General features: G+C 68.6%; 20 protein-coding genes. 14 read left to right on the top strand and 6 right to left on the bottom strand.

Going from position 1 to position 21,159, the window contains the following annotated elements:
• Positions 1-133: 133 nt before the first annotated feature.
• The 3 genes from MUU77_RS10990 to yidD all read right to left on the bottom strand — a co-directional run bounded on the left by MUU77_RS10990 (position 134) and on the right by yidD (position 2,588).
• Positions 134-916 (bottom strand): M23 family metallopeptidase, encoded by a 783-nt coding sequence (locus MUU77_RS10990; protein WP_245094395.1) that lies wholly within the window; start codon positions 914-916, stop codon positions 134-136.
• 68 nt (positions 917-984) lie between these two features.
• The gene (locus tag MUU77_RS10985) at positions 985-2,331 is read right to left on the bottom strand and encodes a dihydroorotase (RefSeq protein ID WP_245086706.1); all 1,347 of its coding nucleotides are present in this window, start codon (positions 2,329-2,331) and stop codon (positions 985-987) included.
• Positions 2,331-2,588, bottom strand: a complete 258-nt coding sequence (gene yidD / locus MUU77_RS10980) for a membrane protein insertion efficiency factor YidD (protein ID WP_245086703.1) — start codon at positions 2,586-2,588, stop codon at positions 2,331-2,333. The genes MUU77_RS10985 and yidD overlap by 1 nt, the downstream gene beginning before the upstream one ends.
• 95 nt (positions 2,589-2,683) lie before the next feature.
• On the opposite strand from yidD, the gene dksA reads away from it, so the two are divergent.
• A complete protein-coding gene (gene dksA, locus MUU77_RS10975; protein ID WP_245086699.1) occupies positions 2,684-3,784 on the top strand; it encodes an RNA polymerase-binding protein DksA in 1,101 nt (366 codons plus the stop codon).
• Between the two features lie 69 nt (positions 3,785-3,853).
• Here the strand turns inward: dksA and MUU77_RS10970 are convergent, their stop codons facing one another.
• The 3 genes from MUU77_RS10970 to cysS all read right to left on the bottom strand — a co-directional run bounded on the left by MUU77_RS10970 (position 3,854) and on the right by cysS (position 7,054).
• Entirely contained in the window at positions 3,854-5,095 is a 1,242-nt protein-coding gene (locus MUU77_RS10970) for an MFS transporter (RefSeq protein ID WP_245086696.1), read from the bottom strand.
• Positions 5,092-5,529, bottom strand: coding sequence for a SufE family protein (locus MUU77_RS10965; protein ID WP_245086693.1), 438 nt, complete (start codon positions 5,527-5,529; stop codon positions 5,092-5,094). Before MUU77_RS10965 ends, MUU77_RS10970 begins: the two co-directional genes overlap by 4 nt.
• Positions 5,530-5,665: 136 nt before the next feature.
• Positions 5,666-7,054, bottom strand: a complete 1,389-nt coding sequence (cysS, locus tag MUU77_RS10960) for a cysteine--tRNA ligase (RefSeq protein WP_245086690.1) — start codon at positions 7,052-7,054, stop codon at positions 5,666-5,668.
• A 198-nt stretch (positions 7,055-7,252) separates the two neighbouring features.
• Here cysS and MUU77_RS10955 point away from each other — a divergent pair, with 198 nt between their 5' ends.
• From MUU77_RS10955 to MUU77_RS10895, 13 genes are all read left to right on the top strand, one after another.
• Entirely contained in the window at positions 7,253-7,696 is a 444-nt protein-coding gene (locus MUU77_RS10955; protein WP_245094392.1) for a hypothetical protein, read from the top strand.
• 271 nt (positions 7,697-7,967) lie between these two features.
• Complete coding sequence (locus MUU77_RS10950) at positions 7,968-8,972, top strand: N-acetylornithine carbamoyltransferase (protein ID WP_245086687.1); 1,005 nt, start codon at positions 7,968-7,970, stop codon at positions 8,970-8,972.
• 129 nt (positions 8,973-9,101) lie between these two features.
• Positions 9,102-10,298 carry an argininosuccinate synthase gene (locus MUU77_RS10945; protein ID WP_245086684.1) on the top strand — a complete coding sequence of 399 codons (1,197 nt, stop codon included), beginning with the start codon at positions 9,102-9,104 and terminating at the stop codon, positions 10,296-10,298.
• Positions 10,299-10,443: 145 nt separating this feature from the next.
• Positions 10,444-11,526 carry an acetylornithine deacetylase gene (locus tag MUU77_RS10940; RefSeq protein WP_245086681.1) on the top strand — a complete coding sequence of 361 codons (1,083 nt, stop codon included), beginning with the start codon at positions 10,444-10,446 and terminating at the stop codon, positions 11,524-11,526.
• 38 nt (positions 11,527-11,564) lie between these two features.
• Complete coding sequence (locus tag MUU77_RS10935; RefSeq protein WP_245086678.1) at positions 11,565-12,884, top strand: acetylglutamate kinase; 1,320 nt, start codon at positions 11,565-11,567, stop codon at positions 12,882-12,884.
• 2 nt (positions 12,885-12,886) lie between these two features.
• Entirely contained in the window at positions 12,887-13,510 is a 624-nt protein-coding gene (locus tag MUU77_RS10930; protein WP_245086675.1) for a GNAT family protein, read from the top strand.
• A complete protein-coding gene (gene argC / locus MUU77_RS10925) occupies positions 13,507-14,457 on the top strand; it encodes an N-acetyl-gamma-glutamyl-phosphate reductase (RefSeq protein ID WP_245086673.1) in 951 nt (316 codons plus the stop codon). Before MUU77_RS10930 ends, argC begins: the two co-directional genes overlap by 4 nt.
• Positions 14,458-14,536: 79 nt before the next feature.
• Positions 14,537-15,829: an argininosuccinate lyase gene (gene argH / locus MUU77_RS10920; protein ID WP_245086670.1), complete on the top strand. Its 1,293-nt coding sequence runs from the start codon at positions 14,537-14,539 to the stop codon at positions 15,827-15,829.
• A complete protein-coding gene (locus MUU77_RS10915; RefSeq protein ID WP_245086667.1) occupies positions 15,814-16,083 on the top strand; it encodes a YciI family protein in 270 nt (89 codons plus the stop codon). Before argH ends, MUU77_RS10915 begins: the two co-directional genes overlap by 16 nt.
• A gap of 10 nt (positions 16,084-16,093) precedes the next feature.
• Positions 16,094-17,239 (top strand): glutamate 5-kinase, encoded by a 1,146-nt coding sequence (gene proB, locus MUU77_RS10910; protein WP_245086663.1) that lies wholly within the window; start codon positions 16,094-16,096, stop codon positions 17,237-17,239.
• A gap of 147 nt (positions 17,240-17,386) precedes the next feature.
• Complete coding sequence (locus MUU77_RS10905) at positions 17,387-18,667, top strand: glutamate-5-semialdehyde dehydrogenase (RefSeq protein ID WP_245086660.1); 1,281 nt, start codon at positions 17,387-17,389, stop codon at positions 18,665-18,667.
• 124 nt (positions 18,668-18,791) lie between these two features.
• Complete coding sequence (locus tag MUU77_RS10900; RefSeq protein WP_245086657.1) at positions 18,792-20,213, top strand: glycosyltransferase; 1,422 nt, start codon at positions 18,792-18,794, stop codon at positions 20,211-20,213.
• A 2-nt stretch (positions 20,214-20,215) separates the two neighbouring features.
• Positions 20,216-21,142, top strand: coding sequence for a hypothetical protein (locus MUU77_RS10895; protein ID WP_245086654.1), 927 nt, complete (start codon positions 20,216-20,218; stop codon positions 21,140-21,142).
• Positions 21,143-21,159 lie beyond the last annotated feature (17 nt).

Raw genomic sequence — 21,159 nt, 5'->3', positions numbered from 1 at the left:
GGCGGGCGGTTACTTCCCGCGTTCGAGGACGAGCAGCGGGTCGATTCTTGTATCGAACCGCGCCCTCGGGAACCGACAGCGGCGTGGAGGATGAACGCGCCGCAGCGCGCCCCTTCGGTGAAGCGGCGGGCGGTTACTTCCCGCGTTCGAGGACGAGCAGTGGGTCGATTCTTGTATCGAACCAGTTCATCCCCCAGTGCAGGTGCGGCCCCGTCGCACGCCCCGTGGCGCCCACGGCCCCGATGCCCTGTCCGGGTTCGACGCGGTCGCCCACCTTCACGTCGATGCGCGACAGGTGCAGGAAGTTGGAACTGACGCCATGCCCGTGGTCGAGCAACACCGTGCCCCCCGTCAGGTAGAGGTCCGGCGCCGCGAAGGTCACCACGCCGCCCGCCGGCGCCTTCACCGGTGTCCCGGTGGGCGCGGCGATGTCCATGCCCGAGTGGCCCGCGCCGGGCTGGCCGTTGTAGACGCGCGCATTGCCGAAGCGGCCGCTGATGCGTCCCTGCAGGGGCCACTGGAAAGGCCGTGCGAAGTCGCTGCGATCGTCGTCGCGTTCGCGCGCGGCCGTGACCAGCGCCTGCTCCCGCTGGATGCGCGCGGCGATCTCCGGTGGTGGATTGACGGTCTTCGGTGGCACGCCGTCGACATGTTCGACCGGCCAGTCGCGCGGCGTCACCGCGATACTGACGGGTTCCACGCGGCCCGAGGGCAGGGTGACATCGACCTTCAGCGGGCCGGTCTCATCACGGCCCACGCCGAACGCGACGGTGCCGTAGCCAGTGGCACGCAGAAGACGTTCGCGATAGCGCACCTGGCTGCCCGGTGGCACCTTGCCGAACACCAGCGCGCCCTGCGGCACGCTGGCGGGAAACACGACACGCTCTTCCTGTGGAACCGGGGCTGCCGGCACCACGTCCTGCGCAACGACGAGCGGAACCCAGCCGGCACAGACAGCGGCGAACAGCGCCGCGGCGATCAACTTCAACGCGCGAACTCCAGGCGCTGGCCGTTGGGCGTGCCGACCAGATGCTGGCCGTTCCAGACCATGCGGCCATTGACCCAGGTGGCGCCCACGCGCGAGCGGAAGCTGCGCCCCTCGAACGGCGACCAGCCGACCTTGGACAGCACGTCCTCGCGCTTCACGGTGAACGGCTCGTCGTCGATCAGCACCAGGTCGGCGAAATAGCCTTCGCGCAGGTAGCCGCGCTCCTTCACGTCGAACAGCTGCGCCGGCGCATGGGCGAACTTCTGCACCACGCGGGCGACGTCCATGCGGCCTTCGTGCACCAGTTCCAGGGCGGCCACCAGCGCGTACTGCACCAGGGGCAGGCCCGATGGCGCCTGCACGTAGGGCTTTTCCTTCTCCTCCAGGGTGTGCGGCGCATGGTCGGTGGCCAGCACGTCCACCACGTCGTCCACCAAGGCCTTGATCAGCGCCTCGCGGTCGCCCGCATCCTTGATGGCGGGGTTGCACTTGATCAGGTTGCCCAGCGCGGCGTAGTCGGCACGGTCGAAGCGCAGGAAATGGATGCAGGTCTCGGCGGTGATCTGCTTGCACCTGCCGTCGGGCTGCACCAGCGGCCCTGGCGTGAACAGCGCCAGTTCGTCGGCCGTGGAGATGTGCAGCACGTGCAGGCGGGTGCCGTGCCTGCGCGCCAGCGACATCGCCAGGCGGGTGGATTTGATGCAGGCCTCGCGGCTGCGGATGTCCGGGTGGTGCTCGGCACTCAGCGCATCGCCGTACCTGGCCTGGAATGCGGCGAGGTTGGCGTCGATGGTCGGTGTGTCCTCGCAGTGGGTGATGATGGGCGTGGGCGCTTCGCGGAAGATCGCGTCCAGCGTGTCGGGGTTGTCCACCAGCATGTTGCCGGTCGACGCGCCCATGAACACCTTGATGCCCGGGGCGGTCTTCGGGTCCAGGGTGCGGATCGCGTCCAGGTTGTCGTTGCTGGCGCCCAGGTAGAAGCCGTAGTTGCCCCAGGCGCGCCCCTTGGCGCGCTGGTACTTGTCTTCCAGCGCGGCCGCGTCCAGCGTCGGCGGGCTGGTGTTGGGCATGTCCATGAACGTGGTCAGGCCGCCCGCCACCGCCGCGGCGGATTCGCTGGCCATGTCGCCCTTGTGCGGCATGCCCGGTTCGCGGAAATGCACCTGGTCGTCGATCATGCCGGGCAGCAGCCAGCGCCCGGCGGCATCGATCACCGTCTCGTCGCCCTGGGGCCGGATTTCGGCGGCGATGCGGGCGATGCGCCCGTTGTCGATGCGCAGGTCGCCTTCGGTGACGCGACCTTCGTTGACCAGACGGGCGTTGACGATGACGGTGGCGGGCATCAGTGGTGTCCTGAACAGGAATGGGAGGGGGAGGCGCCGTCCCGGGCGGGGACCGGGTCGTGGCCGCCGGGGTGCAGGGGATGGCAGCGGCCGATCCGTCGCAGGGCCAGCCAGCCGCCCCTGAACGGTCCGAACCGGCCGATCGCTTCCATCGCGTACTCCGAGCACGACGGGACGAACCGGCAGCGCGGCCCCAGCAGCGGGCTTATGAAGCGCTTGTAGCCCTTCAGCAGCAGGATGAGCAGGCGGGCGAGCATGTCCCGATGATACCGCGTCGGGTTGCCGCTGCCTCCCGGGTAGGCTATAAAAGCGCGCTTTCCCGATGCTCGGGAAGAACAAGGAAGCGTTGTTCGTGGCTGCGAAGAAACCTGCGAAGAAGGCCGCCAAGGCCGCCAAGAAGCCCGTTCAGGCCGTCGCCAAGAAGCCTGTCGCGAAGAAGGTTGCCGCCAAGAAGACGGCTGCCAAGCCGGCGGCCAAGAAGGCGGCGCCCAAGCCTGTCGCCAAGAAGGCCGTCGCCAAGAAGGCGGCACCGGCCAAGAAGCCGGTCGCCAAGCCGACGGTGAAGAAGGCCGCACCCGCCAAGAAGGCGGTCGCCAAGCCTGCCAAGCCCGCCGTCGCCAAGAAGCCAGCGCCGGCGCCCAAGGTGCCCGCCGCCAAGGCAGCGCCGGTGAAGGCACCGGCCAAGGCCACCACACCCGCTCCCAAGCCCGCACCGAAGCCAGCCGCCAAGCCGGCTCCGGCAAAGTCCGCCCCCACCGCGGCTGCGACCAAGACTCCCGTGCCTGTGCCCGCCCCCAAGGCGGCAGCCCAGGCCCCGGCGCCCGCCGCCAAGGTTCCGTCCCCCCCGAAGCCTGTGCCAGTCCCGAAACCGAATACCAAGACCGCCAAAGCCACCTCCACCGCCGAAGCCCCCGTGAGTCCCCGTCCTGCCGCCACCCGCCCGACCGGCAAGGTCGCGGTGGCCGTGGCCGCCCGGCCTGCGGCGCCGGTCGTGCGCGGCAAGGTGAAAGAAGTGCCTTACAAGACCGACGAAGCCACCGGCCGCCCCATCGTGCCGAACGGCTACAAGCCCTCCCCCGAAGAGGAGTACATGAGCCCGTTGCAGCTCGAGTACTTCCGTCAGCGCCTGCTGCAGTGGCGCGCCGACCTGGTGGAGGAATCCAAGCAGACCATCGAGAACCTCAAGGACGAAGTCCGCGATATCGGCGATGAAGCCGAGCGCGCGACCCGCGAAACCGAGAACTCGCTGGAACTGCGCACCCGCGACCGCTACCGCAAGCTGATCGGCAAGATCGACAGCACGCTCAAGCGCCTGGAAGGGGGCGATTACGGCTACTGCGTCGACACCGGCGAAGAGATCGGCCTGGATCGCCTGGAGGCGCGCCTGACCGCCGAGCGCACCATCGATGCCCAGGAGCGCTGGGAGCATCTGCAGAAGCAGCAGGGCGACTGAGTCCCGCGTCCAGCGCACGGAAAACCCCGCCAAGGCGGGGTTTTTCTTTTCCGGCACGGAGATTGCCGCCTACTGCAGTTCGCGCAGGTCCAGCCGCCGCAGCCGTGGCGCCTTCCATGCCGTCACCCCGGCGACGGAGAGGATGGCGAAGCCGCCCAGGATCACGGCCGGCACCAGTCCCAGCAGCTTGGCCATGGTGCCGGCATAGAACGCGCCGAGCTCGTTCGACGAACTGACGAAGATGCCGTTGATCGACGACACGCGGCCGCGCATCTCGTCGGGCGTGGACAGCTGCAGGATGGTCGAGCGCACCACCACCGACACGCCGTCGCACATGCCGTAGAACAGCAGGATGGCCGCCGACAGCCAGAAGCTGCGCGACAGGCCGAACGCGATGACCGCCAGCCCGAAGCCGGCCACCGCGAACAGCAGCACGCGGCCGGCGTGCTGCTGCAGCGGATGGCGCGCCAGCCACAGGCCCACGCACACCGAGCCTGCCGCCGGCATCGCACGCAGGATGCCCAGGCCCTCGGGGCCGTGGTGCAGGATGTCGTGGATGAACGCCGGCAGCATCGCCACCACGCCGCCCAGCAGCACCGAAAACATGTCCAGCGCCATCGCCCCCAGCATGATCTGGTTGTTCCATACGAAGCGCGCGCCCTGCGCGATGCTGGCGAAGACGGGCAGGCTGACCGCAGGCGGTCCCGGCTCCTCCACGCGCAGGCGGGCCAGCACGATGCCCGCGAGCAGCGCGAACACCACCGCCATGGCGTATGACAGCGTCTTGCCGCCGAACCCCACCAGCAGGCCGCCCAGGGCGGGGCCGGTCACCAGCGCGGCCTGGAAGATCACGCTGCCCAGGCCCGCGGCCCGCACGAAGTCCTCGCGCGGCAGCACCTTCGCGAACAGCGCGTTGTAGACCGGGCTGAGGAACGAGCGCGCCATGCCGGTCAGCGCGATGGCCGCGTAGATGGGCCACGTCCCCTGGAAGGGCAGCCCGCCGGCGGATACCGCCACCAGGATCAACGCCGTGGTCGCCAGCGCGGCGCAGGCGACCATGCCGATACGCCGCCGTGGCAGATGGTCGACCAGGTAACCGGCGAAGGGCGCCACGCAGAAGAACGGCAGCACCTCGGCCAGCCCCACCAGGCCCAGCGAGAACGGGTCGCGGGTCAGCTGGTAGATATGCCAGCCGACCGTGACGGCGACGATCTGGTACGACAGCAGGGCGCAGATGCGGTAGGCCAGCACCGCCGCATAGCCGCGGTTGCGCAGCAGCGAGAAGGCGGAACGGGAACCGGCTTCGCTCACTTCGCGCTGGCGGCCGTCTCGCGGATGAAGGCCAGCAGCGAGGCCAGGCCGTTGCTGCGGGTGGGCGAGAGATGTTTGGCCAGGCCGATGTCGGCGATGTAGTCGGGCGTGGTGTCCAGGATCTCCGCGGCGGAGCGGCCCGAATAGACGCGCAGCGCCAGGAAGATCAGCCCCGACACGATGGCCGAATCGCTGATGGCATGGAAGTCCAGCCGCGCCGCATCGCCCTCGGGCACGATCCACACCATCGACTGGCAGCCGAGCAGGCGATGCTCCTCGCGCTTCCATTCCTCCGGGAACGGCGGCAGCTTGCGGCCCAGGTCGATCAGGTACTGGTAGCGTTCGGACCAGTCGCCGAAGAAGGCGAACTCGTCCTTGATGGCCGCCTGCGCGTCGGCGGCGGTGGGTTCGAGCGGGAAGATCGTAGCGGTCACAGTAGAGTCTTGTAGGAGAGGCACCGGCCCCGGCCACGGAAGATCGGCGCGGATCGGCATTGTAGGAGGGCCTGGGACGCGACCGGATGAAATCGGCATCCGGGGCGTGACCGAAGCTGCGCCGGCGGCGGCCGGGTCAGGCCCGCTTCCAGCGCACGCCCTGCGGTGTGTCTTCCAGGAGTATGCCCTCGGCCGCCAGCTGGTCGCGGATGGCATCGGAACGGGCGAAGTCGCGGGACTTCTTCGCCGCCGTGCGCTCCTCGATCAGGGCCTGGATGCGGGCGTCGTCGTCGCCGGACGCGCCGCGACCGAACCATGCGGCGGGATCCTGCTGGAGCAGGCCCAGCACGCGGCCGGCGCCGAGGAGTTCACCCTTCAGGCGCTGTCTGTCCGTACCGGCGGCCGCCTTGCGCGCCTCGGCGGCGATGCGTGCGACTTCGGCCAGCGCCTGCGGGGTATTGAGGTCATCGTCCAGAGCATCCTCGATGACCTGCGGCGTCGCCGGCGCGGCATCCACATCGCCGAGATCGCGCAACGTCCCGTACAGCCGGTCCAGCGTGTTCTTCGACTGCTCCACCAGCGCTTCGGACCAGTCCAGCGGTTGCCGGTAGTGGGCCGACAGCAGCGCATAGCGCAGCGCTTCGGGCGGGCGCTGCTGCAGCAGGTCGTGGACCTTCTCGATGTTGCCCAGCGACTTGCTCATCTTGGCGCCGCCGAAGTTGAGCATGCCGTTGTGCACCCAGAAGCGGGCGAAGGTCTTGTGCGAGCCGTCGGCGTGCTTGTGCGCGCATTCGCTCTGCGCCACTTCGTTCTCGTGGTGCGGGAACTGCAGGTCCACGCCACCGGCATGGATGTCGATGGTCTCGCCCAGGTGGGCGGCGGCCATCGCCGAGCATTCGATGTGCCAGCCGGGGCGGCCGATGCCCCAGGGCGAGTCCCAGCCCGGCAGGTCCGGCGTGGACGGCTTCCACAGCACGAAGTCGCCCGGGTCGCGCTTGTACGGGGCCACCTCGACGCGGGCGCCGGCCAGCATCTCGTCCGGATCCCGGCGCGAGAGCTTGCCGTAGTCCGGGAAGCTCGCCACCGAGAACAGCACGTGGCCTTCGGCGGCATAGGCGTGGCCGCCGGCGATCAACTGCCCGATCATCGCGATGATGTGGGCGATGTGGTCGGTGGCGGCGGGCTCGATGTCGGGCGCGAACTCGCCGGTCACGCCCAGCCCGGCCATGTCCTGGCGGTAGGCCGCGGCGTAGCGGTCCGTGATGGCCGAGATCGGCACGCCCAGTTCCCTGGCGGCGGCGTTGATCTTGTCGTCCACGTCGGTGATGTTGCGTGCGTAGCGCAGCCCGCCGTAGCGCCGGCGCAGCAGCGCGGCCAGCACCCCGAACACCACCGGCCCGCGGGCATTGCCGATATGGACGTAGTTGTAGACGGTGGGGCCGCACACGTACATCGTGGGGACGGGGCCGAGCGGTTCGAAGTCCTCGACCCGACGGGTGAGGTTGTTGTGCAGGCGCAGGGTCATGGGGGCGGGGCAGGGGAAAGCCGGTCGATTCTACCTTCTGTACCGGGATCGGGGGTCGGTGCGGCATGACGGCGCCGATGTTCAGCCCCACTCAAGGCGCGGTCCCTACACTGTGACACCGGGATACCACTTTCAGGCCACATGCACCGCCTCCGCTCCGCCTTCGCCCTGTCCTGCCTGCTGCTCACCGTGCCCGCCATGGCGCAGGAGCGGGTGATCCCCGCGGAGAACGTCCGACTGGACTATGCGCAGGTGCTGAGCGTCGAGCCGGTGTACCAGACCCTGCGTGCCAGCCGCACCGAGCAACGCTGCGACGAGGTGCCTGCGCCCAAGCCGGAGCGGCCCGTGCAGGAAGAGAGTCGCTGGAACAAGGTGATCAGCTCGGTGCGGGGCTGGTTCGGTGGAGAGGACGAGGCGGATGCGCCCCCGGTGGCGCCCCCCGTGCCCACGGTGAAGGTGAACTGCAGGGTGGTCCCGGTCGAACGCGAGTTCCAGCGCCCCATCGCCTACGACGTGGACTACATCTACAAGGGCGTGAAGTACCGCTCACGCCTGGCGGAGGACCCGGGCAACCGCCTGCGCATCCGCATTTCGGTGGTGCCCTACGTGGCGCCGGTCCAGCCCACGGCCAGCGGGCCGTGATTCCGTGCACGGTTGCACACGTAACCGAATCCATCCTTGCGCTGCGCCGCAGCACATGCGAGCATTCGCGCCCATGAAGATGAACGCACACGCCCATGCCGACAGCGCGGCCCGCCAGGCCTCGGGCATGACCTCGCGTGCGCGTCGACCGGAATCCTGCATCTAGCTGGGTAGCCCGGACGTTTTCGCCTGTTCACCGGAACCCAGCCAGAGGCTGGGTTTTTTCGTTTCTGAAGCCCGTTTGCCACATTCCCGACACCAGGATGCCGTAATGAAGCACTTCTTGAACACGCAGGACTGGAGCCGCAGCGACCTCGACGCGCTGCTGACACAGGCCGCCCTCTACAAGCGGCACAAGCTGGGCGACGCGCTGAAGGGCAGGTCCATCGCGCTGGTGTTCTTCAATCCGTCCATGCGTACCCGCACCAGCTTCGAGCTGGGCGCCTTCCAACTGGGCGGCCACGCCGTGGTGCTGCAGCCGGGCAAGGACGCATGGCCCATCGAGTTCAACCTGGGCACGGTGATGGATGGCGACACCGAGGAGCACATCGCCGAGGTCGCGAAGGTGCTGGGCCGCTACGTGGACCTGATCGGCGTACGCGCGTTCCCCAAGTTCATCGACTGGGCCTACGACCGCCAGGACATCGTGCTGAAGTCCTTCGCCAAGTACTCGCCCGTGCCGGTGATCAACATGGAGACCATCACCCATCCCTGCCAGGAGCTGGCGCATGCGCTGGCCCTGCAGGAGCACTTCGGCACCCCGGACCTGCGCGGCAAGAAGTACGTCCTCACCTGGACCTACCACCCCAAGCCGCTGAACACCGCAGTGGCCAACTCCGCGCTGACCATCGCCACCCGCCTGGGCATGGACGTGACCCTGCTGTGCCCCACGCCGGACTACGTGCTGGATGAGCGCTACATGGGCTGGGCCGAGCAGAACGTGGCCGAAAGCGGCGGTTCGCTGCGCGTCAGCCACGACATCGAAAGCGCGTATCGCGGTGCCGACGTGGTCTACGCCAAGAGCTGGGGCGCGCTGCCGTTCTTCGGCAACTGGGAACCGGAGAAACCCATCCGCGACCAGTACAAGCACTTCATCGTCGACGAGGCCAAGATGGCCCTGACCAACAACGGTGTCTTCAGCCATTGCCTGCCGCTGCGCCGCAACGTGAAGGCCACCGACGGCGTGATGGATTCGCCGCAGTGCATCGCCATCGACGAGGCCGAGAACCGCCTGCACGTGCAGAAGGCCATCATGACCGCCTTGATGCAGCAATAAGAGCGAGGAGTAATTGGGGAGGAGTGAGGAGTGAGCGAACGCATCGCTCCCCACGTCCCCCGAATCTCTCACCCCGCCGCGTCTACTCACTCCTCTTCGCTCACTTCTCCTCCGATTCCATACGCCTCCATGAATAACTCCAAAGACATCGTCCTCGCCTTCTCCGGCGGCCTCGACACCAGCTTCTGCGTGCCTTACCTGAAGGAGCGCGGCTGGAACGTCCACACCGTGTTCGCCGACACCGGCGGCGTGGATGCCGACGAACGCGCCTACATCGAACAGCGCGCCGCCGACCTGGGCGTGGCCAGCCACGTCACCGTCGATGGCGGCCCGGCGATCTGGGAAGGCTTCGTCAAGCCGTTCGTGTGGGCGGGCGAGGGCTACCAGGGCCAGTATCCGTTGCTGGTGTCCGACCGCTACCTGATCGTGGATGCGGCGCTCAAGCGGGCCGCCGAGCTGGGCACCAATGCCATCGCGCACGGCTGCACCGGCATGGGCAACGACCAGGTGCGGTTCGACCTGGCCGTGAAGGCCAGCGGCGACTACCGCATCGTGGCGCCGATCCGCGAGATCCAGAAGGAACACACCCAGACCCGTGCCTACGAACAGGCCTACCTGGAAGAGCGCGGCTTCGGCGTGCGCGCCAAGCAGAAGAGCTACACCATCAACGAGAACCTGCTGGGCCTGACCATGTCCGGCGGCGAGATCGACACGTGGTCCGCCCCGGGCGAAGGCGCCCGCGGCTGGTGCGCGCCGCGGGCCGAGTGGCCGGTGGAACCGCTGCGGGTAACCGTGGGCTTCAGCAACGGCGAGGCGGTCAGCCTGGACGGGCAGCCCGTCGCCGGCGCCGCGCTGCTGGCGAAGCTGAACGCGCTGTTCGCCCCCTACGGCGTGGGCCGCGGCGTGTACACCGGCGACACCGTGATCGGCCTGAAGGGTCGCATCGTGTTCGAAGCACCGGGTCTGGTGTCGCTGCTCGCCGCGCACCGCGCGCTGGAAGAGGCCGTGCTGACCAAGCAGCAGAACCGCTTCAAGCCCGAGATCGCGCGCAAGTGGGTCGAGCTGGTGTACGAAGGCTTCTACCACGATCCGCTGAAGGCCGATCTGGAAGCCTTCCTGCAGTCCTCGCAGGCCACCGTCAACGGCGAGGTGGTGCTGGAGACCCGCGGCGGCCGCGTCGATGCGGTGGCGGTGAAATCCCCGCACATCCTCAACGCCAAGGGCGCGACCTACGCACAGTCGGCGGACTGGGGCGTCGAGGAGGCCGAGGGCTTCATCAAGCTGTTCGGCATGAGCTCGACCCTGTGGGCCGAGATCAACCGCTGAGTCTTCGGGAAAGCCCTGCCGTCATTCCAGCGCAAGCTGGAATCCAGTTTGATTCTGCTTCGGACGCTCCAGAAGCAAAAACAAGATGGATCCCGGCGTACGCCGGGATGACGTTCGAAACGACGACGGTCCACGGACACACACCATGCTGCAATCCGTTCTCCACCACCTCGAGAAGCTGGTGTCCTTCGACACCCGCAACCCGCCGCGCGACATCGGCACCGATGGGATCTTCGACTACCTGCGCACGCAGTTGCCGGACTTCACCCTTGAAGTGACCGACCACGGCGCCGGCGCGGTGTCGTTCTTCGCCGTGCGCGGACAGCCCAGGCGCGTGTTCAACGTGCACCTGGACACGGTGCCGTCCTCGCCGGCGTGGAGCGCCGATCCGCACGTCCTGCGCATCGAGGGCGACCGGGCCATCGGCCTGGGCGCCTGCGACATCAAGGGCGCCGCTGCGGCGCTGGTGGCCGCCGCGCAGGCGACCAAAGGCGACGCTGCGTTCCTGTTCACGACGGACGAGGAAGCCAACGATGCACGCTGTATCGCTGCCTTCCTGGCGCGCGACCATGGCTTCGGCGAAGCGATCATCGCCGAGCCCACACAGTGCCAGGCCGTACTGGCGCATCGCGGCATCAGTGCGGTCCGCATGGCGTTCAAGGGGCAGGCCGGCCACGCCTCCGCCGAGAATGCGCTCTCGCTCAGTGCGCTCCACAACGCGATGCGCTGGGGCACCTCGGCGCTGGATTTCGTGCAGGCCCAGCACCACCTGCGCTTCGGCGGTCTGACCGGCCTGCGCTTCAACATCGGTCGGGTCGAGGGCGGCATCAAGGCCAACATGATCGCGCCCAGCGCCGAGGTGCGCTTCGGTTTCCGCCCGCTGCCGTCGCAGGACCCGGCCGCGCTGCACGCCACGTTCCGTGGCCTGGCCCATGCCGAGGCGCTGGCCGAGTACGAGGAGACCTTCCGTGGCCCGTCGTTGCCTTCCGGCGATGTCGCCCGCGCGGAGGAGCGCCGGCTGGCCGCGCGCGACCTCGCCGACGAACTCGGCCTGCCGATCGGCAACGCGGTGGATTTCTGGACCGAGGCTTCGCTGTTCTCAGCCGCCGGACTGACCGCCTTCGTCTACGGCCCCGGCGACATCGCCCAGGCGCATACGGCGGACGAGTGGGTATCGCTGGAGCAGTTGCAGCGGTATGCCGACAGCGTCGTCCGCATCCTGTCTTGACCCGCGCACCCACCCGAACACGTACCCAGAACCGCACGATGGAATCGAACAAGCAAACCCGCCAGACCATCATCCGCCTGCTGTCCAGCATGGCCAGCGCGAAGGAGATCTCGCAGTACGTCAAGCGCTTCTCGCAGCTGGACGCCAAGCGCTTCGCGGTGGTGAAGGTCGGCGGTGCCGTGCTGCGCGACGACCTGGAGTCGCTGACCTCCTCGCTGACCTTCCTGCAGGAAGTCGGGCTGACGCCCATCGTGGTACATGGCGCGGGGCCGCAGCTGGACGAGGAAATGACCGCGGCCGGCATCGCCAAGCAGACCGTCAACGGCCTGCGCGTGACCACGCCCGAAGTGCTTGCCATCGTGCGCAAGGTGTTCCTGCAGCAGAACCTGGCCCTGGTAGAAGCGCTGCAGCAGGCCGGCGCGCGCGCGACCTCCATCGTGTCGGGCGTGTTCGAGGCCGAGTTCAGGGACCAGGCCACCTACGGGCTGGTCGGCGATGTCACCCGCATCAACCAGGCGCCGATCGAGGCCAGCCTGAAAGCCGGCTCCATTCCCGTCATCGCCAGCATGGGCGAGACCGTCGGCGGGCAGATCCTCAACATCAATGCCGACTTCGCCGCCAACGAACTGGTGCAGGTGCTGCAGCCGTACAAGATCATCTTCCTGACCGGCACCGGCGGCCTGCTGGATGCGGAGGGACGGGTGATCGATTCCATCAACCTGTCCACCGAGTACGACGAACTGATGGCGCAGCCGTGGATCAATGGCGGCATGCGGGTGAAGATCGAGCAGATCAAGGACCTGCTGGACCGCCTGCCGTTGACCTCGTCGGTCTCCATCACCAAGCCGGCGGAACTGGCCAAGGAGCTGTTCACCCACCGCGGCTCCGGCACGCTGGTGCGGCGTGGCGAGCGTGTGCTGCGCTTCGAGGGCGGCTGGGAGGGTGTGGACCTGGCGCGCCTGAAGACGTTGATCGAGTCCAGCTTCGGCCGCACGCTGGTGCAGGACTACTTCCAGCGCACCACGCCCTACCTCGTCTACATCAGCGAGAACTACCGCACCGCGCTGATCCTCACCCGGGAGGAGGGGTTCGCCTACCTGGACAAGTTCGCCGTGCTGGACGATGCGCAGGGCGAGGGCCTGGGGCGCGCGGTCTGGCACGTGATGCGCGAGGAGAATCCGCAGCTGTTCTGGCGCTCGCGCCACAACAACCAGGTGAACATCTTCTACTACGCCGAATCCGATGGCTGCTACAAGCAGGAGAAGTGGAAGGTGTTCTGGTACGGCATCGAGGATTTCGCCGACATCGAGCGCTGCGTGGCCCACTGCCGCACGCGCCAGCCGACCCTGAAGGACTGACCATGGCGATCGACGACCTGCCGCCCGCATGGCGTGAGGTGCCCACCCTGTCGGGGCGGCACGCGCAGCTGGAACCGATGGCGCCCGCGCATGTCGACGGCCTGCGTGCGGCCCTGGCCGGCGACGCGCTCGCCGCGCTGTGGTTCACCCAGGTGCCGACGGCGGCGCGTGTGGACGCGTATGTGGACGCGGCGCTGGCGGCGCAGGCGGACGGGCGCGTGCTGCCGTTCGTGGTGCGCGATGCGCAGGGCCGCATCGTCGGCAGCACCCGCTTCTACGGGATGGAGGCGGACGTGCCCAAGCTCAGCATCGGCTATACCTGGTACGCGCCCGACGTGCAGCGCACCGGCGTCAACACCGACACCAAGCGGCTGTTGCTCACCCATGCCTTCGAGACGCTGCACTGCATCAGCGTGGTGTTCGAAACCAGCTGGTTCAACCACCGCTCGCGTGCCGCCATCGCCCGCTTGGGCGCGAAGCAGGACGGCGTGCTCCGCAACCACAAGCGTCACACCGACGGCTCGCCACGCGATACCGTCGTCTTCTCGATCATCGATGGCGAATGGCCGGCGGTGAAACGCAACCTGCTGGCCAAGCTGGCCCGGCACGAACAGGATTCCCCATGAGTACCCCCAAGACCGTCGGCATCGTCGGCGCCCGCGGCCACACCGGCGCCGAGCTGATCCGCCTGATCGCCCGCCATCCGCGCCTTGAGCTGGCGTTCGTGTCCTCGCGCGAGCTCGACGGACAGAAGGTCGGCGACCACATTCCCGAGTTCGCCGGCGATCTGCGCTACCAGAACCTGAGCCATGAGCAGGTCGGCGGCAAGGGCGCCGATGCGGTGATCCTGGCGCTGCCCAACGGCAAGGCCGCCGGGCTGGTGGCGGCCATCGACGCGCAGGCGCCCGGCACCGTTATCGTGGACCTGTCGGCGGACTACCGGTTCGATCCGTACTGGTATTACGGCCTGCCGGAACTGACCCGACAGGACTATGCCGGCCAGACGCGGATCAGCAACCCCGGCTGCTACGCCACCGCCATGCAGTTGGCCATCGCACCCCTGCGGGACCGGCTGGCCGGCCCGCCGCAGTGCTTCGGCGTGTCCGGTTACTCCGGCGCGGGTACCACGCCATCGGACAAGAACAATACCGAGCTGCTGCGCGACAACCTGATGCCTTACGCGCTGACCGACCACATGCACGAGCGCGAGGTCAGCCGCCACCTGGGCGTGCCGGTGGAGTTCATGCCGCACGTGGCGCCGCACTTCCGCGGCATCACCATGACCGTGAACCTGTGGCTGCAGCAGGCGATGAAGATCGAGGACGTCCGCGCGCTTTACCGCGAACGCTATGCGGCCGAGCCGCTGGTCCGCATCCTGGACGAGGCGCCCTGGGTCAGCCGCATCGCCGGCCGGCACGGCGTGGAGATCGGCGGCTTCACCCTGGCGCCGGGCGGCAAGCGCCTGGTCGTGGTCGCCACCCTGGACAACCTGCTGAAAGGTGCGGCGACGCAGGCCATGCAGAACCTCAACCTGGCCTTCGGCTTCGAAGAACTCGAAGGCGTGCCCTTGTAGGAGCGCCCTCGGGCGCGATCATGGGTCGTACGAAAAGCATCGCGCCCGCGGGCGCTCCTACAGTCCTATGGAGATATCGATGACGAATCTGTTGTGGCAGAAGCCCGGCGTGGCGGTGGACGCGGAGATCCAGCGTTTCCTCGCCGGCGACGACGTGGTGCTGGACCGCGCGTTCTTCCTGCACGACATCCAGGCCAGCACCGCGCATGCCGAAGGCCTGCAACGCATCGGCATCCTCTCCGGCGACGAGCTGGCCGGGCTGAAGCGCGAACTGGCGATCCTCGCCGAGGATTTCCAGCGCGGCGACTTCGTGCTGGACGAGCGTTTCGAGGATGGCCACTCCGCCATCGAGGCGCGGCTGACCGAACGCCTCGGCGACGCCGGCCGCAAGATCCATACCGGCCGCAGCCGCAACGACCAGATCCTGGTAGCCACGCGCTTGTGGCTGAAGGAAAAGCTCGCCCGCGTGGCGGTGCTGTCGCGCGAGATCGCCAAGGTGGCGCTGGACCGTGCGCAGGCCGAACGCGACCTGCCCATTCCGGGCTACACCCATATCCAGCGGGCCGTGGTGTCGTCCGCCGGCATGTGGTGGGCAGGCTGGGCGGAGGCCTTCATCGACAACACCGTGCGCGCGCGCGACACGCTGAAGCTGGTGGATGCCAATCCGCTGGGCACCGCGGCCGGCTACGGCGTCAACCTCAAGCTGGACCGCGAACACACCACCGCAGCGCTTGGCTTCGCGCGCATGCAGGTCAGCCCCCTCTACGCGCAGCTCTCGCGCGGCAAGTTCGAACTGGCCGCGCTGGAAGCCCTGGGCGGCGCCACGCTGGACCTGCGCCGCATCGCCTGGGACCTGTCGCTGTTCACCAGCGCGGAGTTCGGCTTCGTCGCGCTGCCGGCGCAGTACACCACCGGCAGTTCGATCATGCCGAACAAGCGCAACCCGGACGTCATCGAGCTGATGCGCGCCACCCACGCCAGCGTGGCGGCGGCGCGCATGGAGATCGAGCAGCTGCTGTCGCTGCCGTCCGGGTACCACCGCGACCTGCAGGCCAGCAAGGGCGCGATCTTCCACGGCTTCGGCCGCGGATTGCCCGCGCTGGAACTGTTGCCGGCGCTGCTGGCGAACCTGGAATGGCGCCGGGACCGCCTGCGTGCGGCCATCGATTCGGGCATGTACGCCACCGATGTCGCCGTGGAAGCGGCGGTGGCGGGGGTTCCGTTCCGCGAGGCCTACAAGGCGGCCGCCGCGGCCGCCGACAGCGCGGGGCAGGGGCGCACGCCGGAAGGCAGCCTGGCCGCGCGGACATCGCCGGGCGCCGCGGCGGATCTGCGCCTGGACGCGCTGCTCGCGCGATGGGAGGCGCTGTGACGCGCTATCTGGTCATGGCGATGCGGCGCCCGTCGTTCGACGAGGCGGTCATCGCGCCGCACCTCGCGTTCCTCGACGATCTGCGCGCCGCGGGGCAGTTGGAAATGACCGGCGGTTTCAGCGACAGGTCGGGAGGCGCGTACGTGCTGGTGAACGTGGCCTCGGTGGAGGAAGCGCGGGCGATCGCGGCCCGTGATCCGCTGGCGCTGACCGGCACCTCCGACCTCACCGTGTACGAATGGAACACCCGCTGAGCCGACCCTGATGCCCGCCTCGTCGCCTACGTTCGCAGAACAGCCCTTGCCGGCCTGGCGCCGTGCCGTGCTCAAGGTCGGCAGCAGCCTGCTGGCGGCCGAGGGCGAGGGGCTCAGTCCGCGCCATGCGCTGAACCTGGCGCAGTTCGTGTCGTCCAGCATCGCAGCCGGGCGCGAGGTGGTGATCGTCTCGTCCGGGGCGGTGGCGGCGGGCCGCGGCCTGCTGCACCGCAAGCCGCAGGCCGGCGCCGCGATGGCCGAACGGCAGGCGCTGGCGGCGCTGGGACAGGCGCAGCTGATCGCCCTGTGGCAGCGCTTCTTCGATCGGCCGGTGGCGCAGGTGCTGCTGACCCACGACGACCTGCGCAACCGGCGTCGCTACCTCAACGCGCGCGCCACGCTGCAGGAACTGCTGGCGCTGGGCGCGTTGCCCGTGGTCAACGAGAACGACACCGTGTCCGTCGATGAGCTCAAGCTGGGCGACAACGACAACCTGGCCGCGGTCGTCGCCGCGCTGGTGGATGCCGACGCCTTGTTCATCGCCACCGACATCGACGGCTTCTATACCGCCAATCCGCGCACGCACGCCGACGCGCGCCCGATCATGGATGTCCAGGCGCTGACGCCCGAGTTCTTCGCCATGGCCGGCGGCGCCGGCAGCGGCGCCGGCACCGGCGGCATGCACACCAAGCTGGAAGCCGCGGCGAAGGCCGCCGCCGCGGGCATCGAGACCTTCCTGTTCAACGGCACGCGGGCGGGCACGCTGTCGGCGTTGTCGCGCGGAGCATTGCTTGGCACGCGTTTCCGGCCCGCGCAGAACCGCCTGGCCGCGCGCAAGTACTGGTTGCGCAACGTGCCGGTGGAGGCCGGTGCCATCGTGGTGGATGCCGGTGCGGCCAGCGCGATGGGGCAGAAGGGGGCGTCGCTGCTGCCGGGCGGCGTGATCACGGCGGAGGGCGACTTCCGCCGCGGCGACATGGTCGAACTGGCGCTGCGCGATGACGTCGGCCAACGGCGCATCGCACGCGGCGTCAGCCAGTATTCGGCGGTGGACATCCGCCGCATCGCGCGGCGCCATTCGCGCGAGATCGAAGGCATACTCGGTTATACCTATGGCGAGAACGTCGTGCATCGCGACGACCTGGTGCTGTTGTGATGCGTCGCCTTCCCGTATCGCACGCTTCCGTAGGAGCGCCCTTGGGCGCGATGCTTTTCGGTCCGAAGTCTTGAGTAAAGGCATCGCGCCCGAGGGCGCTCCTACAGAAGAATGGATCCCATGATCGACCGTGAGCAAGGAGACCCCATGACCGACATCAAGACGCTTGCGTTGCAATGCCGCGACGCGTCCGCCGCCATCGCGTCCCTGCCCACGGAAGCCAAGAACGCCCTGCTGCGCGCGATGGCGGACGCACTGGCGGCCGACGAAGCCGCGATCCTGGCCGCCAATGGGCGCGATCTCGAGGCAGCTTCGGCGAAAGGCATCGGGAGCGCCATGCTGGATCGCCTGCGCCTGGACACCGCGCGCCTGCAGGGCATCGCCGCTGCCGTGCGCGAGGTGGCGGAACTGCCGGACCCGGTCGGCCAGGTCACCCGCGCCTACGATCGCCCCAACGGCATCCACGTGCAGCGCGTGCGCGTGCCGCTGGGCGTGATCGCGATGATCTACGAGGCGCGCCCGAACGTGACGGCCGATGCCGCCGCACTGTGCCTGAAGGCCGGCAACGCGGTGATCCTGCGCGGCGGCTCGGAGGCGATCCATTCCAACACCGCCATCGCGGCATCGCTGAAGCGTGCGCTGCGCGATGCAGGACTGCCGGAGGCGGTACTGACGCTGGTCCAGGACCTGCGCCGGGAGACCATCCTGGAACTGATCCAGCTCAGCGACATCGTCGACCTGGTGATCCCGCGCGGCGGCGAGGGACTGATCCGCTTCGTGGCCGAGCACGCTCGCGTGCCGGTGATCAAGCATTACAAGGGGGTCTGCCACCAGTACGTGGATGCCGGCGCCGACGAGGACCTGGCGCTGGCGCTGCTGTTGGACGGCAAGGTTTCCCGGCCGTCGGCCTGCAACGCACTGGAGACCTTGCTGGTCCATCGCGACATCGCGCCGGGCTTCCTGCCGAAGGCGGCGGCCGCGCTGCGCGCGCGCGGCGTGGAACTGCGCGTGGACGAGGCGGGCAGGGCGTGGATACCGGATGCGGTGGCGGCGACCGAAGAGGACTTCGCCGCCGAATTCCTCGACCTGGTCCTCGCCATCGGCGTGGTCGACGACCTCGACGCCGCCATCGCGCACGTCCGCCGCCACACCTCGGACCATACCGAGGTGATCATCACCCGCGACCCGGCCCGTGCGGACGCGTTCGTGCATGCGCTGCGCTCGGCCGTGGTCATGGTGAATGCGTCCTCCCGCTTCTCGGACGGCGGCGAACTGGGGCTGGGCGCCGAAATCGGCATCTCGACCACCCGGCTGCATTCGTATGGCCCCATGGGCCTGGAGGCGCTGACCGTGGAGCGCTTCGTGGTGCGCGGCGAAGGACAGGTGCGCCACCCGGGATGGCTGGGGGCCGACCAGGGCGCAAAGTGACGCCGGGCGTCATGTTTTTGTGATGCGCGTTGCGCAATAAGGTTAAAGCTTCGTTATTCCGGGATGTGACGGGTGGCACGGTATTTGCTTCGAAGGGGCGCCCCCCTGTCGATGCGATCCCCCCATGTACGACGTCAAGACATCTCTCCCGCCGCCGGACACCTCGCCGCCCGAACCTGTCGCCGAGCCGTCCTGGCAGTCCGCGGGCGATGCGGCGCCCGCGCGCCGACGTTTCTATGTGCCCGTGCGGGTGAAGTACGTCCTCATCCTGCTCGTCTCGCTGGCCTGGGCCGCGATGTCGGTGAAGCTGTCCCAGCCCTGGTTGAACGAGCTGTCCAAGCCGCTGGGCTTCGGGCTGGCGCTGTTCGTGATCGCCTTCATCGCCTACGTGCCCGGCTTCATGAATGCCTTCCTGATCGGCTCCATCCTGTCCGACCGCCGCCCGGTGCTGCGCAGGTTCGACCGTCTGCCCGAGGTCTGCGTGCTGGTCGCCTGCTACAACGAGAGCGAGAACATCGCCGATACCCTGACCAGCCTGGCGCGCCAGGACTATCCGGGCGAGGTGGAAGTGGTGGTGATCGACGACGGTTCCACCGACGACAGCCTGGCCATCGCCCGTGCGATGTCCGCCCAGCTCGCTCGCCCAGGCCTGCGGATCCGTGTGCTGGCGCAGCCGAAGAATGGCGGCAAGTCCAAGGCGCTGAACCGCGGTCTGGCCGAAACGGGCCAGGCGCTGGTGGTGACCGTGGACGGCGATTCCTACCTGCGCGCCGACGCGCTGCGCAAGCTGGTGGAACGCTTCCTGTCCGATCCGCCCGGCACGGTGGCCGTCGCCGGCGCGGTGCTGGTGCGCAACTCGCGCGAGAACTGGCTGACCCGCAGCCAGGAGTGGGACTACTTCCACGGCATCGCCGCGGTCAAACGCATGCAGAGCATGTACCACGGCACGCTGGTGGCGCAGGGCGCGTTCTCGCTCTACACCCGCCAGGCGCTGGAAGGCGTGGGCGGCTGGCCCGAATGCGTCGGCGAGGACATCGTGGTGTCGTGGGCGCTGCTGGAAACCGGCGCGCGCATCGGCTACTGCGAGGAAGCCTGCCTGTTCACCAAGGTGCCCACCAAGGTGGGCCAGTTCGCCCGCCAGCGCCAGCGCTGGTCGCGTGGCCTGATGGAGGCCTTCGCGCGCCATGGCCGCCTGCTGATGAAGCCGCGCATGACCACGCTGTTCATCTGGTGGAACCTGCTGTTCCTGCCGCTGGACCTGGTGTACACGTTCGCCTTCATTCCCGGCATCGTGCTGGCCTTGTTCGGCTATTACTGGATCGCCGGCATCATGACCTTGCTGGTGCTGCCGCTGGCGGCGCTGTGGAACATCGTCATCTTCCGGGTGCAGTCGCGCATGTTCAAAAGCCAGGACCTGCGGGTCCGGCGGAACGTCTCCGGCTTCGTGTTCTACACGCTGGCCTACACCATGATCCTGCAGCCGGTGTGCGTGATGGGCTACGCCGCCGAATTGCTGCGCCTGCGCAAGACCTGGGGTACCAAGTGATGATGAAGCCATATCTCCTGACCGTTGCGCTGGGCCTGGCCGCCGCGGCGCCCGCTGCGCTGGCGCAGGCGGAAACCGACGGCGACAAGCAGGCCGTGCGCACCGACCTGTGGGTGGGCTCGGATGCGGACGGCAACCAGGCCCGCAAGCTGGCGCTGGGCTGGGACGTGGACCATCGCGACATCGAGCACTGGTGGGGCGTGAAGGTGGAGCGCGCGCGCTTTTCCGGACGCGGCTGGCACGACGACCAGGACCGCGTGTTCGTCGGCGGCGCGGGCGATGCCGGCAGCCAGTGGCAGTGGGACGGCGATGTGGGCACGAACGGGGACGACCTGATCGGCCGTGCGTCGATCCACAGCCGGGACGCCTACCGCAAGGAGTTCTTCATCGAACGCGACGTGCTGGAGACGCGCAATGGCGTCGCGCAGGGCTGGGTACAGACCTTCGCCGGTGCCGGCATCGATGTGCCGATGGGCGAGCGCTGGTCGGCCAGCGGCGTGGCCGGTCTGCAGGACTTCGGGGTGGGCGACAACCTGCGCACGCACCTGCGCGGCAACCTGGTGTTCGCAGCGGCGCCGGCGCAGGGTCTCAGCCTGCAGCTGCGCACGCGCTACTACCGCAACAGCGAACCGCGCGAGGCGGACTACTATTCGCCGCGCTGGTACGGCGAGGCGCTGGGCGTGGTGGGCTGGCGCCGGCATGTGGGCGGTTACCAGTACACGGCGCGCGCGGGCCTGGGCCGGCAGCGCAGCGCGGGCGACACGTCCAAGCGGGCGCGCATGCTGGAAGTGGGCGTGGAGACGCCGCGCTGGAAGGACGCTTGGCTGCGACTGGATGCCGGCTACACGGACACGCCGGTGCTGACGGATACGGGGACGGACAGCTATTCGTACCGGTACCTGCGGTTGCAGGCGTTCGTGGCGTTCTGATTGACCGCTCCCTCATC

Source organism: Pseudoxanthomonas sp. F37, assembly GCF_022965755.1.
Lineage (GTDB): Bacteria > Pseudomonadota > Gammaproteobacteria > Xanthomonadales > Xanthomonadaceae > Pseudoxanthomonas_A.
The sequence above is the reverse complement of the archived record's forward strand: the minus strand, read 5'-3'. Positions and strand labels throughout refer to the sequence as shown.

What these genes read in the sequence shown, in the direction of transcription:
- MUU77_RS10985 (WP_245086706.1), bottom strand. Translation starts at nt 2,331, where the DNA reads ATGCCCGCCACCGTCATCGTCAACGCCCGTCTGGTCAACGAAGGTCGC.
- yidD (WP_245086703.1), bottom strand. Translation starts at nt 2,588, where the DNA reads ATGCTCGCCCGCCTGCTCATCCTGCTGCTGAAGGGCTACAAGCGCTTC.
- cysS (WP_245086690.1), bottom strand. Translation starts at nt 7,054, where the DNA reads ATGACCCTGCGCCTGCACAACAACCTCACCCGTCGGGTCGAGGACTTC.
- MUU77_RS10955 (WP_245094392.1), top strand. Translation starts at nt 7,253, where the DNA reads ATGGCGCAGGAGCGGGTGATCCCCGCGGAGAACGTCCGACTGGACTAT.
- MUU77_RS10950 (WP_245086687.1), top strand. Translation starts at nt 7,968, where the DNA reads ATGAAGCACTTCTTGAACACGCAGGACTGGAGCCGCAGCGACCTCGAC.
- MUU77_RS10945 (WP_245086684.1), top strand. Translation starts at nt 9,102, where the DNA reads ATGAATAACTCCAAAGACATCGTCCTCGCCTTCTCCGGCGGCCTCGAC.
- MUU77_RS10940 (WP_245086681.1), top strand. Translation starts at nt 10,444, where the DNA reads ATGCTGCAATCCGTTCTCCACCACCTCGAGAAGCTGGTGTCCTTCGAC.
- MUU77_RS10935 (WP_245086678.1), top strand. Translation starts at nt 11,565, where the DNA reads ATGGAATCGAACAAGCAAACCCGCCAGACCATCATCCGCCTGCTGTCC.
- MUU77_RS10930 (WP_245086675.1), top strand. Translation starts at nt 12,887, where the DNA reads ATGGCGATCGACGACCTGCCGCCCGCATGGCGTGAGGTGCCCACCCTG.
- argC (WP_245086673.1), top strand. Translation starts at nt 13,507, where the DNA reads ATGAGTACCCCCAAGACCGTCGGCATCGTCGGCGCCCGCGGCCACACC.
- argH (WP_245086670.1), top strand. Translation starts at nt 14,537, where the DNA reads ATGACGAATCTGTTGTGGCAGAAGCCCGGCGTGGCGGTGGACGCGGAG.
- MUU77_RS10915 (WP_245086667.1), top strand. Translation starts at nt 15,814, where the DNA reads ATGGGAGGCGCTGTGACGCGCTATCTGGTCATGGCGATGCGGCGCCCG.
- proB (WP_245086663.1), top strand. Translation starts at nt 16,094, where the DNA reads ATGCCCGCCTCGTCGCCTACGTTCGCAGAACAGCCCTTGCCGGCCTGG.
- MUU77_RS10905 (WP_245086660.1), top strand. Translation starts at nt 17,387, where the DNA reads ATGACCGACATCAAGACGCTTGCGTTGCAATGCCGCGACGCGTCCGCC.
- MUU77_RS10900 (WP_245086657.1), top strand. Translation starts at nt 18,792, where the DNA reads ATGTACGACGTCAAGACATCTCTCCCGCCGCCGGACACCTCGCCGCCC.
- MUU77_RS10895 (WP_245086654.1), top strand. Translation starts at nt 20,216, where the DNA reads ATGAAGCCATATCTCCTGACCGTTGCGCTGGGCCTGGCCGCCGCGGCG.